Here is a 17647-nt window from a genome sequence, read left to right as displayed (position 1 = left end):
AATAAATGTTTTCTTTAAATGGTATCACTTTTTGCGGGAATGTTCAAAGCACATGACAATTGTCACCCCACATTCATGACATCCCATACTGCAGCCGAAAAAGGGAATTTCATACAATGAAAACAGGAGGATGATGAACATGATCGAAGTGAAGGGTGTTACGAAGCAGTTCAAGGATAAGAAAGCGGTAGACGGTATATCGTTCACTATACAAAAGGGAAGTGTCACAGCCATCCTGGGACCGAACGGGGCAGGGAAAACGACGCTGATTTCGATGATGCTGGGGCTGCTTGACCCATCAGCGGGGCACATCCGGCTGGGCGGCCAGCCGCCAAAAAGCATGGCGGCGCGGGACCAGCTGGGAGCAATGCTGCAGGAGGTCAGCGTCATTGACGGCATTACAGTGGGCGAAACCTTGGATTTGTTCCGCAGCTACTATTCCCATCCGATGTCCAAGGAGCGGCTGTTGGAGTGGTCCGGCTTACAGGGGGAGCAGAAGAAGCGGGCTGACAGCCTGTCGGGCGGCCAGAAGCGCCGGCTTGGCTTTGCCATCGCGCTGGCGGGAGATCCGGATTTGCTGTTTCTCGATGAGCCGACAGTGGGCATGGACATTACCTCACGGAAGCTATTTTGGGAAAGTATCCATAGGCTGACGAAAAGAGGAAAAACGATTATTTTAACAACGCACTACTTGGAGGAGGCAGAGCATGTCGCTGACCGGGTCATCCTCATGTCCGCCGGCAAGGTGATTGCGGACGGCACGCCGGAGGAGATGAAGGCTTCCTTGACGCACCGGTCGGTATCCTTTACGGCTGACGGCATACTGGCTGTGGACGCGCTGACAGCCCTGCCGCATGTAAAAGGCGTCAGCACACAGGGCAGCCGCATGACGGTGACAACGACGGATACGGATGCGGTGCTGCGGGACATCTTCAGCCGCAATCTGCCTGTGCATGATATTGCCATTGAGAACGGAAGTCTGGATGAAGTGTTTGAAGTGCTCATGAAACGGGAGGAGATCGCATGAACGGATTTTTGATGCAATGTAAAATTGAGCTGCTGCGGACGGTGCGCAACCGCCGCTTCATTATCGCATCTCTCATGATGCCGATTCTGTTCTATTATATCTTTACAAACGTGGTGAACAACGCGCCGGACACGAAGGCATGGCAGGCGCAGTATATGATCTCCATGGCCGCCTTCAGTGTGATCGGCAGCGCCTTTAACGTGCTGGGCATCCGGCTTGTGCAGGAGCAAAGCTTCGGCTGGACGAAGCAGCTGCGCATCACACCACTGCCCGCGGGCGCCTATCTGACGGCGAAAATGATTGCTCAAACCTTCATCAATGCCCTGTCTGTCATTGTAATTTTTCTGGCAGGCTTTCTCATCAATGATGTCGAGCTGAGTGCTTGGCAGTGGCTTTCCGCCGGACTTTGGATTATTCTTGCGGCTGTCCCATTTTTGGCGCTGGGCACTATCATCGGTTTAATGAAAAAGATTGATACCGCCGCAGCCATCTCCAGCATTCTCTATCTGTGCATGTCCGTCCTCGGCGGTTTGTGGATGCCGATTGAAATATTTCCAAAGACACTGCAGAAAATCGGCGAGTGGCTGCCGACCTACCGCTTCGGGCACGGCGCCTGGAATATTGCGGCCGGCAAAGCGCCGGATCTGCAAAGCATGGTCGTTTTGGCAGGATATTTGCTGGTATTTGTCGTAATGTCCCTGTATATCAGAAAAAGACAGGAAGCGATTTGATGGCAGGAAAGAAATGGCGTCTCTTTCCAGAAAAGTACGGGTACTTCCCGCTTTTCTGGCTTATTTATTTAGCATTTCCCGTTCATTATCTGCAGCTGGAGCCCCCGCTGAAAATGGTGGCAGGCTATGCGATGCTTGCGGTCTTCCTGGTGGTGTACCGGCAGCTGTACTATGCAGAGAAGTGGTATGTGCCGCTTGTGCTGCTGCAAATGCTCATCGTCTATATTTTTGTGTTCGCGTATGACCCCAATTATATGTATATGGGCTTCTATGCCTCCAATTTCATCGGCATGATCAAAAGCCGCCGGCAATTTATCAGCCTGCTGGCGGTGTTGGCGCTTGGCAATGCGCTCAGCATGTTCTTCGCGCTGGACCGCCTGAATCAGGATGACCTGTGGAATCTGATGCCGCCGGTTATTTTGAGCCTACTGTTCCCGTTTGCCACGCAGGCAGCCATGAAGCAGCAGGAGCTGCGCCGGCAGCTGAACGAGGCCAACGCGCAGATTGAGGTACTGGTGAAACGGGAGGAGCGGCAGCGCATTGCCCGGGATTTGCACGATACCCTGGGGCACACCCTCTCCCTCATTGCTTTGAAAAGCCAGCTCATTGAAAAGCTGGCGGTGCGGGATGCGGCGCGCGCCCAGCAGGAGGCCCGGGAAGTCGGGAAGACCGCCCGCTCGGCCCTGCGGCAGGTGCGCGAGCTCATTTCGGATATGCGGGCCGTGACCATTCCTGAGGAAATGGTTCAGGTACGGGCGATCCTGGAGGCTGCGGGCATCTCCCTTTCCTGTGAGGTGGAGGAGCGGCCGCTGCCGCCGCTGATGCAAAATATTCTGGGCATGTGCCTGCGGGAAGCTGTCACCAATGTGGTGAAGCACAGCCGGGCGGATCACTGCTCCATCTCGCTGAAGGAAGCGGGCGGAGAAATTGTGATGGAGGTCCGGGACAACGGGAGGGGCTTGGCGGAGTCGGATGGCTCAGGAAACGGCCTGAAGGGCATCGAGGAGCGCCTTGCTTTGCTGGAGGGCCGGGCTGCATTCCAGTTTACCGGCAAGGGAACGACAGTCCGTATTGCCCTTCCCCTTGTCATCAAACAGAAGCAGGAGGTGGCAACATGATTCGGATCATCATTGCCGAGGACCAGCGGATGCTCCGGGGCGCGCTCGGGGCCTTGCTGGATTTTGAAGAAGATATTGAAGTGATTGGCCAGGCTGAGAACGGGCAGGAGGCGCTTCGCTTAATTCGGGCGCTACAGCCCGATGTGTGCCTGCTGGATATTGAGATGCCCGTGATGAGCGGGCTGGAGGTGGCGGAGCAGCTGCAGGGCGCCGCTTGTAAGGTCATGATTCTGACCACCTTTGCCCGTCCCGGCTACTTTGAGCGGGCGATGAAGGCCGGTGTGCACGGGTACCTGCTGAAGGACAGCCCGAGCGACGAGCTGGCGGAAAGCATCCGCAGCGTCATGAAGGGCAAACGGGAAATCTCCCCGGACCTTATGTTCGGCATGTGGCAGGAGGGAAACCCGCTGACCGACCGGGAGCGCGACGTCCTTCTGCTGGCGAAGGAAGGAAAGACCACGAACGAAATTGCCAAGACCCTCTACCTCTCCCCGGGCACCGTCCGAAATTATATGTCGGAGGTGCTGAACAAGCTCCGCGTGCGCAACCGCATTGAGGCGATTGCGGCGGCGGAGGAGAAGGGCTGGATATAATGTGGGGCAGCCTTCGCGAATTGTAGGAAAGCTTTTCTGAATTGTAGGAAGCAGCCCGCGAATTGTAGGAAAGCTCTTCTGAATTGTAGGAAAATCCGCGGGAGTGTCGGGAATCCATGCGAATTGTAGGAAAGCTCTTCTGAATTGTAGGAAAGCCCGCAGAGGAAAGTCTCTACAGCTCAATCTCCGCCCCGCGCACCCGCTTGTACCCCCGCAGCTTGCCGATGTCCTCCATCAGCTGGAGCAGGGCTTTGTCCTTTTGCTTGCTTTCGAGCATGACATCGAAGTCGCGCCCCAGCGATTTGGCCAGTGTAAGGAACGGCTTGATGAACTCCAGGGCCACATAATCCGCGTGGGCGCGGAATTCTTTTTCGGAGCGCGGCGAGGAGAGGTGCACCTTCGGGACGACGCCGAAATGCTCCCAGGTGTCAAACACCTGCGGCAGCAGCTCCTCCAACGGTTCTTCACCGGGGTTGGCCATGTGGTGGTGATAGTCGAATACAAGCGGAATCGTATGGCGCTGGCAGACAGCGAGAGTCTCCGCAGTCGTGTACGTTTTATCATCATTCTCCAGCGTCATGCGCGCCTTCACATGCGCTGGCAGCTGTTTGATATTTTCATGGAACCGCTCAACTGCCGCGCTTTTATCTCCGTAGGCACCGCCGACATGAATGTTCAGATTTCCTCGATCCTGCACACCCATCGCTTCGAGAATGCTATAGTGGTATTCCATATCCAACACAGCATTTTCGGTAATATGCGGTTTGTCGCTGGTGAACAGGGTGAACTGATTCGGATGCATGCTGACCCGCATGTTGTTCTGCCTGACAATATCGCCAAGCTCCTTCCACTGCTCCCGGAACAGGCCGATATAGTCGAAGTCCACCTCCGGATGGGTCGCAAGCGGCACGAGTGAGGAGGACATGCGGTACATTTGAATTTCCTGGGCAATATTGTAATATAGAATTCGTCTTGTGCTCTGTAAATTCAAAGCGGTAACCTCGTACAGCTTCCGTTCCCGTTCCTCCTTCTCCATCTGCTTCCAGCGTGTGAACGTCAGCGTCTTCGCCGGTGTGCATTCCCAGAGCGTGAGTGCATGCGATACATAACCAAAGCGGATTCTCAATGGAATTCCCCCTATAAAAAGAATGCGATGATTGTGCCGATTTTCTCCTTCAGCCGCTCGCCAAAGGACAGTCTCTCAACGTCCTCCAGGGTAAGCTTGCGGGAGGCTTCCAAATCCTCATCCACCTCTTTTTTGATGGCGGCAAAAAAGGAGGAGTCTTGCATGATGCAGTTCATTTCATGATTGATATAGAGGCTGCGCAAATCAAAGTTGGCCGTTCCGATATCACAGATGTGGCCATCGACAATAAAGATTTTTGCGTGAAAAAAGCCGTTCAAGAACTCGTACACGTCGCAGCCCTCCCGCAGCAGTTGCCGCATATACGGGAACTTGGCCTCACGGACCAAGGGATGGTCTGATTTTTTCGGCACGAGCACCGCAATCCGCACACCGCGCTGCGCTGCCTGAATAAGCGCATCCATGAGACGCTTGCCGGGGATGAAGTAAGGGGTGCCGATATAAATATCATGCTGGGCCATTTCAATCAAATCCAGAAAGGTCTGCTGCAGATACGCGCCGTCCGTGGGGACAAAATAGTGCTCTACCGCGCCCGGCAAAAGCGGCGGGAAGTACCTCGATTCCCTGAGCAAATTCTCCTTCGTATCATCCCGCCAATCATGCAGAAATTGCGTCTGCAAATCCTGGACGCCCTCGCCGGTCAGGCGCAGATGATAGTCCCGCCAGTTGCCGAGCTTTGGATCGTTCCCGAGATATTCTTCTCCGATGTTAAAGCCGCCCACATAGCCGATTTTTCCGTCAATGACCGTAATTTTCCGATGATTGCGCTGATTGATGCTGTAAAAGAAGTAGGGAAAGCGCGGGTTGTGGCAGAAAGCAAAATGGACGCCGGCACGCCGCAGCTCCCTGATGGATTTGCGCGACAGCAGATGGCTGCCGACCCGGTCAAGCAGCAGGCGCACCTCCACGCCTTCCTGTGCCTTTTTCATTAAAAGCTGAAGAAAACGCTGGCTGACTGCATCATTCTTTACGATGAAAAATAAAATATGAATATGGTCCTTTGCTTGTTCTATATCAGCAAATAGATCCCTATATAACATCTTGCCGTATGTATAAAGCCGAAAATCACTTTTGCGCCGCGGAAAGGCCCGCTGTCTCACGCGCTTCAGCTGCCGTCTGCGCCCCAGCCAGAAATCCACCGGCAGCCAGGCGATGAACAGCAGCAACACGAGAAGAAAAACCGTCATCGTGTTTTCCCCCCTGTACACTGGTCTCCCTAGTTTCTGCCGCTTTGTCGAAAAAAATTCATTCGTGCCGTACAACAAAATGGTTGACTGAATGCTCACTCATTATATAATGGAAGTAGATTACAATTCAGAAAATTACATGATTTTCGAATAGTTTGTAATGAACACTATAATGAGAGGGGTTGAAGCAGCATGAATGGCTGGCTCATCGTCAACTGGCTGGCGTTTCTCGGAATTACAGCCTATGCACTCTATTTATTCGTATACCTTGTCCAAACCCGCATTGCCTACATCAGGCTCGGCAAGAAGGTCGAGTTTGACAACAATGTGAAGGAACGCTGGAACCGCGTGAAAACGAACGTGTTCGGACAGAAGAAGCTGCTGAAGGATAAGAAAAGCGGCATCATGCACGTCATGTTTTTCTACGGTTTCATTCTTGTCCAATTCGGGGCCATCGACTTCATCTGGAAAGGCCTTGCACCTGGATCACACCTCCCGCTTGGACCGCTCTACCCTGCCTTTACCTTCTTCCAAGAAATTGTCACCTTAGTTATTCTCGTTGCAGTATTTTGGGCGTTTTACCGCCGCTACATTGAAAAGCTTGTGCGCTTGAAGCGCAATTTTAAATCTGGCCTTGTGCTGATCTTTATCGGCGGCCTGATGATTTCCGTTCTGTTAGGAAACGGCGCAGGCATCATCTGGCATGGCGAAGCGGCATCATGGGGCGAACCGATTGCCTCTGTCATCTCCTTTGTGTTGTCCGGTCTTGGCACAACTGCAAGCGCTGTCATCTTCTACTTCTGCTGGTGGGTGCATCTTGTCATCCTGTTAACCTTCCTGGTGTATGTGCCGCAATCCAAGCATGCCCACTTGATTTCCGGTCCGGCCAACGTCTTTCTTGGACGTCTGACAAACCCGGGCAAGCTGGAAAAAATCGATTTTGAAGATGAAACGCAGGAAACCTTCGGCGTCGGCCGCATTGAAGACTTCAAGCAGACGCAACTCATCGACCTGTACGCCTGCGTGGAGTGCGGACGCTGCACGAATATGTGCCCGGCAACCGGCACCGGCAAAATGCTGTCGCCGATGGACTTGATTTTAAAATTGCGTGACCATCTCACTGATACAGGGGCGGCAGTGACCTCCCGCACCCCTTGGGTACCGGCTTTTGCTTTCAACAATACGAGAGGCAACCAGCTGGCGCTGCAGGCAGCCGGCAAAGGGCAAAGCGAAACGGCTGCGGCTGTCGCTTACAGCCCAAGTCTGATCGGCGAAGTCATCACGGAAGAGGAAATCTGGGCATGTACAACATGCCGCAACTGCGAAGATCAATGCCCGGTCATGAATGAGCATGTCGATAAAATCATCGACCTCCGCCGTTACCTCGTGCTGACTGAGGGCAGCATGGATCCGGAAGCGCAGCGCGCGATGACCAATATCGAGCGCCAGGGCAACCCGTGGGGCCTCAGCAAGAAGGAGCGCGAGGACTGGCGCGAATCCCGCGAGGATGTTGTGATTCCGACAGTAAAAGAAATGCAGAAGAAGGGCGAGGAGTTCGAGTACTTGTTCTGGGTCGGCTCCATGGGCTCTTATGACAGCCGCAGCCAAAAAATCGCGCTGGCGTTTGCGAAGCTGCTGAATGAAGCGGGCGTAAGCTTTGCGATTCTTGGCAACAAGGAGAAGAACTCCGGCGACACACCGCGCCGTCTCGGCAATGAGTTCCTGTTCCAGGATCTTGCGGCGAAGAACATTGAAGAATTTGAAAAAGCGGGCGTGAAGAAGATTGTGACCATCGACCCGCATGCTTATAACATTTTCAAAAATGAGTATCCGGATTTCGGACTGCAGGCAGAGGTCTTCCACCATACAGAGGTGCTGGCGCAGCTCGTACAGGAAGGCAAGCTGAAGCCAACTCATGCAGTCAATGAAACCATCACATTCCATGATTCCTGCTACCTCGGCCGCTACAACGAGGTGTACGAGGCACCGCGCAGCATCCTGAAGGCCATCCCGGGTGTGAACCTTGTGGAGATGGAGCGCAACCGCGATACCGGCATGTGCTGCGGCGCGGGCGGCGGCCTCATGTGGATGGAGGAAACGGCCGGCACGCGCATTAACGTGGCGCGCACCGAGCAGGCCATCGCAGTCAACCCGTCCGTGATCAGCTCCGGCTGTCCGTACTGCTTGACGATGCTGAGCGACGGCACGAAGGCGAAGGAAGTGGACGAAAGCATTCAAACATTGGACGTGGCAGAGCTGCTGGAGCGCGCGGTCATCGGCGCATAAGAGTTTCGGGAAGAGGTGCAGAGGCACCTCTTTGCCCGGAAACGGGACTGAACGAGCGTTCAATCGACAATTAAAGGGGGATATGAACATGGGGAAAACAGTAATCGTAGGAGCGGCAAGAACACCGGTCGGCAAGTACGGCGGTGCTTTGAAGGATTTGAAGGCGGTGGAATTAGGCGGTCTGGCCATTGGGGCAGCCCTGGAGCGCGCCGGTGTGGCGGCTGACCAGGTCGGCGAGGTCATCTTCGGCACGGTCATCCAAGGCGGGCAGGGGCAGATTCCTTCCCGGCAGGCAGCGCGCCTGGCAGGGCTTCCGTGGGAAGTGAAGACAGAAACGGTGAACAAAGTGTGCGCGTCCGGCATGCGGGCAGTGACCTTGGCCGACACCCTGATCCGCGCCGGGGAAGAGTCCGTCATCGTGGCGGGCGGCATGGAATCCATGAGCAGCTCCCCGTACATTTTACGTGGTGCGCGCTGGGGCTACCGCATGGGCCACAGCAATGTGGAAGATTTGAATATAGCGGATGGTCTAACCTGTGCGTTCTCCGGCGTACATATGGGAACGTACGGAAGTGATACAGCCCGTGAGCTTGGCATTTCCCGCGAGGAGCAGGATGCCTGGTCCTACCGCAGCCATATGCGTGCCGTTGCCGCCCGTGAGGAAGGCAAGTTCGAGGAAGAAATTGTGCCGGTCAGCATCCCGCAGCGCAAAGGGGACCCGATTGTCGTGCTGCATGATGAGTCTCCTCGTGCGGATACCTCCATTGAAAAGCTGGCAAAGCTGAAGCCCGCATTTGGCGCGGACGGCACGATTACCGCGGGCAATGCCCCGGGCATTAACGACGGTGCTGCTGCCCTCGTGCTGATGAGTGAGGAGCGCGCCCAGGTGGAGGGACGGACACCGCTGGCGACCATCCTGGGCCACACAGCCATGGCAATTGAATCCAAGGACTTCCCGAAGACACCGGGCTATGCGATCAACGAGCTCCTGAAAAAGACCGGCAAAAAGGTAGAGGAGATCGACCTGTTCGAAATCAACGAAGCATTCGCGGCAGTGGCTTTGGCAAGCATCCAACTGGCAGGCATCGACCCTGAGAAGGTGAACGTCAACGGCGGCGCGGTGGCGATGGGCCATCCAATCGGCGCAAGCGGCGCGCGTATCATTGTATCCCTGATCCATGCACTGAAGCAGCGCGGCGGCGGCATCGGCATCGCCTCCATCTGTAGCGGCGGCGGCCAGGGCGACGCGATTATGATTGAGGTTCGGTAATTTTTGGGTATCCGGCTTCAGCGGCTAGCCCCCTGCCAGGGGAGAACCCCCGACACGGAGAGGCAAACAGCACCTTTCAGGTCGGGGAACCTCCCCTTCTGGGGGCTGAGCAAGCCGCTTCAGCACTTAGGGGTATCCGGCTTCAGCGGCTAGCTTGCCGCCAGGGAGAACCTGCCCGCATAACAGGCAAACAGCGCCTGTTAGCGGTCAGAATCTCCTTTCTGCAAGCTGAACGAGCCGCTTCAGCACTTAATTAGAGGAGGAGAAAAGATGGGCGTACAAAATATTTTGGTGATTGGTGCAGGTCAAATGGGTTCCGGTATCGCGCAGGTGTGTGCGGCAGCCGGGTACAGCGTCACGCTGCAGGACTTGAAGCAGGAGCAGCTCGACCGCGGCCTTGGCATTATTACGAAAAATTTGTCCCGTACTGTGGATAAGGGCCGCATGACAGAGGAAGAAAAGCAGGCTGTGCTGGACCGCATCCAGCCGACGTTGGATATTGAAGCTGCCCGGGGAGCGGACCTTGTGATTGAGGCGGCCATCGAGCAGATGAACATTAAGAAGCAAATTTTTGCACAGCTGGATGAGCTGGCTCCGGCCCATGCCATTTTAGCGACCAACACATCCTCCCTGCCGATTACGGAAATCGCAGCGGTGACAAAGCGTCCGGAGCAGGTCATCGGCATGCATTTTATGAACCCGGTGCCGGTCATGAAGCTCGTGGAAATCATCCGCGGCCTTGCGACAACGGATGAGGTATATCAGACCATCGAGGACATTACGAAAAACATCGGCAAAACACCGGTGGAGGTAAATGACTTCCCTGGCTTCATCTCCAACCGCATTCTGCTGCCGATGATCAACGAAGCCATCTATGCTTTATATGAGGGCGTGGCAACGAAGGAAGCCATTGATGACGTCATGAAGCTTGGCATGAACCATCCGATGGGCCCGCTGACGCTGGCTGACTTCATCGGCCTCGATACGTGCCTGTATATCATGGAAGTGCTGCACGAGGGCTTAGGCGACAGCAAATACCGCCCATGCCCGCTGCTGCGGAAATATGTGAGCGCCGGCTGGCTCGGCAAGAAGAGCGGCCGCGGCTTTTATGTGTATGAGTGATTGCTAGGGAAATAGATTCAGCTGGGGCGGCTGGCTTGCCGAACGAGCCGCTTCAGCACTTAGATGGGGGATGGACATGAATTTTCTACTTACAGAAGAGCAGGACATGATGCGGAAAATGGTCCGGGATTTTGCGGAGAAGGAGATTGCGCCGTTTGTGCCGCAGATGGAGCAAGGGGAGTTCCCGCGTGAGGTTTTACGGAAAATGGGTGGGCTTGGTTTAATGGGGATCCCAATTCCCGAGGAGTACGGCGGCGCCGGGATGGATTTTACATCCTATATTTTAGCTATCCATGAGCTGTCCCGGGTCAGTGCGGCCATCGGGGTGATTTTAGCCGTACACACATCTGTCGGCACGAATCCGATTCTGTACTTTGGGACGGAGGAGCAAAAGTGCAAGTATGTGCCAAAGCTGGCAGCGGGCGAAATGCTTGGGGCCTTCGCGCTGACGGAGCCGGGCGCCGGTTCGGATGCGGGCAGCCTGAAAACAAAAGCGGTCCGCAACGGTGACCACTACGTTGTCAATGGTTCCAAGGTGTTCATTACAAACGGCGGGGAAGCTGATACCTACATTCTGTTTGCTTCCACAAATCCGTCAATGGGAACCAAGGGCATTTCAGCTTTTATCGTGGAAAAGGGTACAACGGGCCTGGTCATCGGCAAGGATGAGCACAAGATGGGGCTGCACGGCTCCCGTACGGTGCAGCTGACCTTTGAGGATATGAGGGTGCCTGCCGAGAACCTGTTGGGTGCCGAAGGGCAGGGCTTTAAGATTGCGATGTCGAATTTAGACGTAGGACGGATTGGCATTGGAGCACAGGCCTTGGGCATTGCCGAGGCTGCCTTGCATGATGCCAACGAGTATGCAAAAACGCGTTATCAATTCGGCAAACCCATCAACACGCAGCAGGGCATCGCCTTCAAGCTGGCAGACATGGCCACAGGTGTCGAGGCATCCCGCCTGCTCGTGTACCGGGCAGCTTCCCTCCGCCAGCAGGGGCTCCCGTGCGGCAAGGAGGCCTCCATGGCGAAGCTGTTCGCTTCCCAAACAGCCATGCATGTGGCCATTGAAGCCATCCAGGTGCTTGGCGGCTATGGCTATACGAAGGACTATGCGGTGGAGCGCTTCTTCCGCGATGCGAAGGTATGTGAGATTTACGAGGGCACAAGTGAAATTCAGCGTATTGTCATCAGCAAGCAACTATAGGGGGAAATGAAGATGCAATTCAAATTATCTGAAGAACATGAAATGATTCGTAAAACTGTGCGTGATTTTGCCGAAAATGAAGTAGCGCCGACTGCGGCTGAACGTGATGAAGAAGAACGCTTTGACCGGGTTATTTTTGATAAAATGGCGGAGCTGGGCCTGACCGGCATTCCATGGCCTGAGGAGTACGGCGGCATCGGCAGCGACTATCTGGCCTACTGCATCGCGGTCGAAGAGCTGTCCCGCGTCTGCGCCTCCACAGGGGTAACACTGTCCGCCCACACCTCTCTTGCCGGCTGGCCGGTATATAAGTTCGGCACAGAGGAGCAGAAGCAGAAATACCTGCGTCCAATGGCAGAGGGAACAAAAATCGGTGCGTACGGCCTGACTGAGCCGGGTTCCGGCTCTGATGCGGGCGGCATGCGCACAATGGCGAAGCTCGAAGGCGACCATTACGTCCTGAACGGCTCCAAAATCTTTATCACAAACGGCGGCATTGCTGATATCTACATCGTATTTGCTCTGACAGATCCGTCCTCCAAGCAGCGCGGCACAACAGCTTTCATTGTGGAAGCCGACACGCCTGGATTCTCTGTCGGCAAGAAGGAAGCGAAGCTCGGCATCCGTTCTTCACCAACAACCGAAATTATTTTTGAAGACTGCCGCATCCCAGTCGAGAACCGTCTTGGCGAAGAGGGCCAGGGCTTCAAGATCGCCATGCAGACACTCGACGGCGGACGCAACGGCATCGCGGCGCAGGCTGTGGGCATCGCCCAGGGCGCGCTTGATGCAGCGGTCGGCTATGCGAAGGAGCGCCAGCAGTTTGGCCGTCCGATCATCGACCAGCAGGGTATCGCCTTCAAGCTGGCTGATATGGCGACAAGCGTAGAGGCTGCAAGACTCTTAACCTATCAGGCTGCTTGGCTGGAATCTGCAGGCCTGCCATATGGCAAGGAATCTGCAATGTCCAAACTGTTTGCCGGCGATGCTGCGATGCGGGTCACAACAGAAGCGGTGCAGGTATTCGGCGGCTATGGCTATACGAAGGACTATCCGGTGGAGCGCTTCATGCGTGACGCGAAAATTACACAGATTTATGAGGGAACACAAGAGATTCAACGTCTTGTCATTTCCCGCATGCTGGCAAAATGATGAGCGCGGGTTCGCCCGCGCTTCTCTACAGAGAGGAGAGAGCGAGTTGAGCAAGCATACTGTTCAAGCATCTGTGAAGGATGAAAAGCTTGTGGCAATTCGCCGCGAGCAGATGGTGAAAGGGGCGGTGCAGCTCTTTAAGCAAAAGGGCTTCCACCGCACGACAACGAGAGAAATCGCCAAGGCGTCCGGTTTCAGCATCGGGACGCTGTATGAATATATACGCACGAAGGACGACGTATTATACCTCGTGTGCGACAGCATTTATGAGCTTGTAAAGGAGCGGCTGGAGGAGGCCCTGAATATCGGGCAGGGCAGCCTGGAGAGCCTGAAGCTTGCCATCGCCAACTACTTCAAGGTCATGGACGAGCTGCAGGACGAGGTACTCATCATGTACCAGGAGGTCCGCTTCCTCCCGAAGGAGTCCATTCCTTATGTCCTGCGCAAGGAGCTGGAGATGGTCGGCATGTTTGAAAGCTTCCTCCAGCAGTGCGTCGACAACGGGGAATTCTCGCTGACGCAGGACGAGATCGCGTTGGTGGCCCACAACATTTTCGTCCAGGGACAAATGTGGGGCTTCCGCCGCTGGGCCATGCGCAAGCTCTACACGCTGGAGCAATACACGGAGCTGCAAACACAATATTTGCTGCACGGTGTGCATATGAAAGAGAAGGGAGCAGGAGTGTGAATGATGACAACAGTATATCGTCCAAAGCATAAAGTCCGGTTTGTGACCGCATCGAGCCTGTTCGACGGACATGATGCCTCCATCAATATCATGCGGCGCATTCTGCAATCCAGCGGTGCCGAGGTCATCCACCTCGGGCACAACCGCTCTGTTGAAGAAATTGTAAACGCCGCCATCCAGGAGGATGTCCAGGGCATCGCCATTTCTTCCTATCAGGGAGGCCATGTGGAGTATTTCAAGTATATGTATGACCTGCTGCAGGAGCGCGGCGGCGGCCATATCCGTATTTACGGCGGCGGCGGCGGTGTTATTATTCCGCGGGAAATCGACGAGCTTCACGCTTACGGCATCGCCAAAATTTTCTCGCCGGAGGACGGCCGCCGTCTCGGCCTGCAGGGCATGATCAATCAAATGCTGGAGGAAAGCGACTTCCCGACAGCGGGTGACCTGAACCAGGCTCTTCTGGAAACAGAGGAACTCAATGTGACAACGATCGCCAAGCTGATTACCTTGGCGGAGGAAAGTGTCGGCAAAGGGAATATTTTGATTCAATCTCTGGCAGAGCGCGTCAAGAACGCGGCGCCGGTGCTCGGCATCACCGGTACAGGCGGCGCCGGCAAGAGCTCCCTGACGGATGAACTGATCCGCCGCTTCCTGAACGAAATTGACGACATTAAAATTGCGGTCATCTCCATTGACCCGACAAAGCAAAAGACGGGCGGCGCCCTGCTTGGTGACCGAATCCGCATGAACTCCATCAACTCACCGCGTGTATACATGCGAAGCCTGGCAACACGGGAATCCCGTTCCGAGCTGTCGCTGGCCATTCAGGATGCCATTACTGTCGCAAAGGCAGCGGGCTTTGATCTGATCATCGTGGAAACAAGCGGCATCGGCCAAGGGGACGCGGCCATCACGCAGTACAGCGATCTCAGCATGTATGTCATGACAAGTGAATTTGGCGCGCCGACTCAGCTTGAAAAGATTGATATGATTGATTATGCAGATCTCATTGTCATCAACAAGTTCGAGCGCAAGGGCTCCGAGGATGCCCTGCGCCAGGTGCAAAAGCAATATCAGCGCAGCCGCATGCTGTTCGAGCTGCCGCTGGAGGAAATGCCGGTATACGGCACCATTGCGAGCCAGTTCAACGATGCCGGCACAAATACGGTATTTTTGAAGCTGGTTGAATTGGTGAACACCAAGGCGCAGAAGGAATGGCAGCCAAAAACCATCAAGCCGGGCAAGGTGGAAAAGCAGAATGTCATCATTCCGACAGACCGCCGCTATTACCTGCGTGAGATCACGGATGCAGTCCGAAACTACCATAAGCGTACAGAAGAGCAGGCAAAGGCAGCGGAGCGCTTGTTCCAAATTGAAGGCGCAATCCAGGCGATTGCTGAAAAAGATGGTGACCCGCAGGCTGCGGAAACGCTGCGTGCGGTGCGGCGCAGCTATGAAAATGTGCTGTCTCCGGACGTGAAGCAAATTCTGGAATCTTGGGATGAGGTCAAAGCGAAGTATGCGGCTGACGAGTTCGTGACGAAGATCCGTGACAAGGAAATTCGTACACAGCTCTACACAACGACTTTGTCCGGCACACGCATTCCAAAGGTTGTTTTGCCGAAGTACCGCAACTACGGTGAAGTTGTACGCTGGGTGCGCAAGGAGAACGTGCCGGGCGAGTTCCCGTACACAGCGGGTGTATTCCCGTTCAAGCGTTCTGATGAGGATCCGAAGCGCCAGTTTGCCGGCGAAGGCACACCGGAGCGCACGAACCGCCGCTTCCACTATTTGAGCAAGGATGACAATGCGAAGCGCCTCAGCACAGCGTTTGACTCTGTGACACTGTACGGGGAAGACCCAGCGTATCGTCCGGACATTTTCGGCAAAATCGGCGAGAGCGGCGTCAACGTTTGTACGCTCGATGACATGAAGAAGCTGTACAGCGGCTTTGACCTCTGCGCACCTTCCACGTCCGTGTCCATGACCATCAACGGCCCGGCACCGATCATTCTGGCGATGTTCATGAATACAACAATTGACCAGCAGATTGAAAAAGCGGAGGCTGAATTGGGACGCAAGGTGACGCCTGAGGAGTACAAGGGCATTGCGACGCGTGCCCTGCAGACTGTCCGCGGCACGGTGCAGGCTGACATTCTGAAGGAAGATCAGGGGCAGAACACGTGCATCTTCTCCACGGAATTTGCGCTTCGTCTCATGGGTGACATTCAGGAGTATTTTATTGAAAACAAAGTACGAAACTACTATTCTGTCTCCATCTCCGGCTACCATATTGCTGAAGCGGGGGCAAATCCGATTTCCCAACTGGCGTTCACGCTGTCCAACGGCTTCACGTACGTCGAATACTACCTGAGCCGCGGCATGAGCATTGATGACTTCGCACCGAACCTGAGCTTCTTCTTCAGCAACGGCCTCGATGCCGAATACTCTGTCATCGGCCGTGTGGCGCGCCGCATCTGGTCCATTGTCATGAAGGAAAAGTATGGTGCGAATGACCGCAGCCAGAAGCTGAAGTATCATGTGCAGACATCCGGCCGTTCCCTGCACGCGCAGGAAATCGCGTTCAATGATATCCGGACGACACTGCAGGCACTGATGGCGCTGCATGACAACTGTAACTCGCTTCATACCAATGCATATGATGAGGCGATCACAACGCCGACAGAGGAATCCGTGCGCCGCGCGATGGCCATCCAGCTCATCATTACAAAGGAGCATGGACTGACGAAGAACGAAAATCCGCTGCAGGGCTCCTTCATCTTAGAAGAGCTGACGGACCTCGTCGAAGAGGCGGTGCTGCAGGAGTTTGACCGCATCAACGACCGCGGCGGCGTGCTGGGCGCGATGGAAACACAATATCAGCGCGGCAAGATTCAGGATGAGTCTATGCATTACGAAATGCAAAAGCACACAGGCGAGCTGCCAATTATCGGCGTGAACACCTACCTGAATCCGAATGCGGCTGTGGAAGAGGAAATGAACAATCTGGAGCTGGCCCGTTCCTCCTATGAGGAGAAGGAATCTCAGATTCTCAACCTGCAGTCCTTCCAGGAGAAGCATAAGGACGAAGCCGGTCTGGCTCTCCAACGCTTGAAGGAGGTCGCAGTCTCCGGCGGCAACATTTTCGCGGAGCTGATGAACACCGTCCGCGTTGCCAGCCTGGGGCAGATTACACAGGCATTGTACGAAGTGGGCGGCCAATACCGCCGGAATATGTAACAAACAAAGGCTCCCGATTCATGGGAGCCTTTGTTTGTTACACTTTTTCGAATTTATCTTACACTTTTTCGGATTTATCTTACACTTTTTGAGATTTATCTATAAAAATCACAAAACCGTAAATCCATACTTCTGAAAAATCTTCAACGCTGCATCAGACTGCAGATATTTATAAAAATCATCCGCCTCTGCCTTATGCTTCGTCGCCTTCAGCACTCCAAGCGGGTAGACAATCGGGTCATGTGTGCCCGCGTCCGCAGTCGCCACAATTTTCACTTTGTCTGATACCTTCGCATCCGTCTCATACACAATCCCTGCCTCCACGTTGCCGGTCTCCACATACGTCAGCACCTGGCGGACATCCTTGGCGTAAATCATTTTACTCTCAACAGCCTGCCAGAGCCCGAGCTTTGTCAGAGACTGCTTGGCATACTTGCCGGCCGGCACAGATTCCGGTGCGCCCATGGAGACTTGCTTGGCTGAGACCAAATCGGAAAAGCCCTTCAGCGCGCTGTTCTTCGGCGCAACCAGCACGAGCTTATTCCCCAGTACATTCTTTCCTTCGCTTACGAGGCCTTTCTTCTGCAAGGCTTGAAACTTATCTTCGGCGGCGGAGAAAAATACATCTACAGGCGCGCCCTGTTCAATTTGCTGCTGCAGGGCGCCGGAGCTGCCGAAGTTGAAGGACAGCTTCATGTTCGGATGGTCTGTTTCATATTGTTTCTGAATATCGGTCAAAGCGTTCTGCAGGCTGGCAGCAGCGGAAATCGTCAGGGACACCTGCTCCTGCTTGGCGCAGCCGAAGAGTGCCAGCAGGCATAAACTCAAACATAGACAGAGCCGTTTCATATATTCGTTCCTTTCTTGTTATAACTAGTT

13 protein-coding genes and 1 pseudogene are annotated in these 17647 nt (G+C 54.7%); 11 read left to right on the top strand and 3 right to left on the bottom strand.

What is annotated here, in order from left to right; all coding sequences use genetic code 11:
- The first annotated feature begins 130 nt into the window (after nt 1-130).
- The 4 genes from NK662_RS05425 to NK662_RS05410 are packed head-to-tail and all read left to right on the top strand — an operon-like array spanning nt 131 to nt 3469.
- On the top strand, nt 131-1027 hold the full coding sequence (locus NK662_RS05425; RefSeq protein WP_254757881.1) for an ABC transporter ATP-binding protein: 897 nt from the start codon (nt 131-133) through the stop codon (nt 1025-1027).
- Nucleotides 1024-1758 (top strand): ABC transporter permease, encoded by a 735-nt coding sequence (locus NK662_RS05420; protein ID WP_254757880.1) that lies wholly within the window; start codon nt 1024-1026, stop codon nt 1756-1758. The genes NK662_RS05425 and NK662_RS05420 overlap by 4 nt, the downstream gene beginning before the upstream one ends.
- A complete protein-coding gene (locus NK662_RS05415) occupies nt 1758-2876 on the top strand; it encodes a sensor histidine kinase (protein WP_254757879.1) in 1119 nt (372 codons plus the stop codon). Before NK662_RS05420 ends, NK662_RS05415 begins: the two co-directional genes overlap by 1 nt.
- On the top strand, nt 2873-3469 hold the full coding sequence (locus NK662_RS05410; protein WP_254757878.1) for a response regulator transcription factor: 597 nt from the start codon (nt 2873-2875) through the stop codon (nt 3467-3469). Before NK662_RS05415 ends, NK662_RS05410 begins: the two co-directional genes overlap by 4 nt.
- A gap of 172 nt (nt 3470-3641) precedes the next feature.
- On the opposite strand, the gene uvsE is transcribed toward NK662_RS05410, so the two are convergent.
- Together uvsE and cls are read right to left on the bottom strand one after the other, a co-directional pair.
- Nucleotides 3642-4595: a UV DNA damage repair endonuclease UvsE gene (gene uvsE, locus NK662_RS05405; protein WP_254757877.1), complete on the bottom strand. Its 954-nt coding sequence runs from the start codon at nt 4593-4595 to the stop codon at nt 3642-3644.
- An 11-nt stretch (nt 4596-4606) separates the two neighbouring features.
- Nucleotides 4607-5800, bottom strand: coding sequence for a cardiolipin synthase (gene cls, locus NK662_RS05400; protein ID WP_254757876.1), 1194 nt, complete (start codon nt 5798-5800; stop codon nt 4607-4609).
- Nucleotides 5801-5992: 192 nt separating this feature from the next.
- Here cls and NK662_RS05395 point away from each other — a divergent pair, with 192 nt between their 5' ends.
- The 7 genes and pseudogenes from NK662_RS05395 (at nt 5993) to icmF (ending at nt 16768) form a co-directional block, all read left to right on the top strand.
- Nucleotides 5993-8086 (top strand): (Fe-S)-binding protein, encoded by a 2094-nt coding sequence (locus NK662_RS05395; RefSeq protein ID WP_254757875.1) that lies wholly within the window; start codon nt 5993-5995, stop codon nt 8084-8086.
- Between the two features lie 76 nt (nt 8087-8162).
- A pseudogene (locus NK662_RS05390) lies at nt 8163-9356 on the top strand (acetyl-CoA C-acetyltransferase); the annotation flags it as partial.
- A gap of 270 nt (nt 9357-9626) precedes the next feature.
- Nucleotides 9627-10478 carry a 3-hydroxybutyryl-CoA dehydrogenase gene (locus NK662_RS05385; RefSeq protein WP_254757873.1) on the top strand — a complete coding sequence of 284 codons (852 nt, stop codon included), beginning with the start codon at nt 9627-9629 and terminating at the stop codon, nt 10476-10478.
- A 76-nt stretch (nt 10479-10554) separates the two neighbouring features.
- Complete coding sequence (locus tag NK662_RS05380) at nt 10555-11685, top strand: acyl-CoA dehydrogenase (RefSeq protein WP_254757872.1); 1131 nt, start codon at nt 10555-10557, stop codon at nt 11683-11685.
- 12 nt (nt 11686-11697) lie between these two features.
- Entirely contained in the window at nt 11698-12837 is a 1140-nt protein-coding gene (locus NK662_RS05375) for an acyl-CoA dehydrogenase (protein ID WP_254757871.1), read from the top strand.
- A 46-nt stretch (nt 12838-12883) separates the two neighbouring features.
- Nucleotides 12884-13525, top strand: a complete 642-nt coding sequence (locus NK662_RS05370; protein ID WP_254757870.1) for a TetR/AcrR family transcriptional regulator — start codon at nt 12884-12886, stop codon at nt 13523-13525.
- Between the two features lie 3 nt (nt 13526-13528).
- Nucleotides 13529-16768: a fused isobutyryl-CoA mutase/GTPase IcmF gene (icmF, locus tag NK662_RS05365; RefSeq protein ID WP_254757869.1), complete on the top strand. Its 3240-nt coding sequence runs from the start codon at nt 13529-13531 to the stop codon at nt 16766-16768.
- A gap of 108 nt (nt 16769-16876) precedes the next feature.
- On the opposite strand, the gene modA is transcribed toward icmF, so the two are convergent.
- Nucleotides 16877-17617, bottom strand: a complete 741-nt coding sequence (modA, locus tag NK662_RS05360) for a molybdate ABC transporter substrate-binding protein (RefSeq protein WP_438503589.1) — start codon at nt 17615-17617, stop codon at nt 16877-16879.
- Nucleotides 17618-17647: the final 30 nt, after the last annotated feature.

Source organism: Ectobacillus ponti, assembly GCF_024294785.1.
Taxonomy (GTDB): Bacteria; Bacillota; Bacilli; order Bacillales; family Bacillaceae_G; genus Ectobacillus; species Ectobacillus ponti.
This window is presented reverse-complemented; position numbering and strand designations above follow the sequence as displayed.

Bases quoted from the DNA above. Each gene is read 5' to 3' on its own strand.
- NK662_RS05420 (WP_254757880.1), top strand. From the start codon at position 1,024: ATGAACGGATTTTTGATGCAATGTAAAATTGAGCTGCTGCGGACGGTG.
- NK662_RS05385 (WP_254757873.1), top strand. From the start codon at position 9,627: ATGGGCGTACAAAATATTTTGGTGATTGGTGCAGGTCAAATGGGTTCC.
- NK662_RS05425 (WP_254757881.1), top strand. From the start codon at position 131: ATGATGAACATGATCGAAGTGAAGGGTGTTACGAAGCAGTTCAAGGAT.
- NK662_RS05415 (WP_254757879.1), top strand. From the start codon at position 1,758: ATGGCAGGAAAGAAATGGCGTCTCTTTCCAGAAAAGTACGGGTACTTC.
- modA (WP_438503589.1), bottom strand. From the start codon at position 17,617: ATGAAACGGCTCTGTCTATGTTTGAGTTTATGCCTGCTGGCACTCTTC.
- icmF (WP_254757869.1), top strand. From the start codon at position 13,529: ATGACAACAGTATATCGTCCAAAGCATAAAGTCCGGTTTGTGACCGCA.
- cls (WP_254757876.1), bottom strand. From the start codon at position 5,800: ATGACGGTTTTTCTTCTCGTGTTGCTGCTGTTCATCGCCTGGCTGCCG.
- NK662_RS05375 (WP_254757871.1), top strand. From the start codon at position 11,698: ATGCAATTCAAATTATCTGAAGAACATGAAATGATTCGTAAAACTGTG.
- NK662_RS05410 (WP_254757878.1), top strand. From the start codon at position 2,873: ATGATTCGGATCATCATTGCCGAGGACCAGCGGATGCTCCGGGGCGCG.
- NK662_RS05395 (WP_254757875.1), top strand. From the start codon at position 5,993: ATGAATGGCTGGCTCATCGTCAACTGGCTGGCGTTTCTCGGAATTACA.
- NK662_RS05380 (WP_254757872.1), top strand. From the start codon at position 10,555: ATGAATTTTCTACTTACAGAAGAGCAGGACATGATGCGGAAAATGGTC.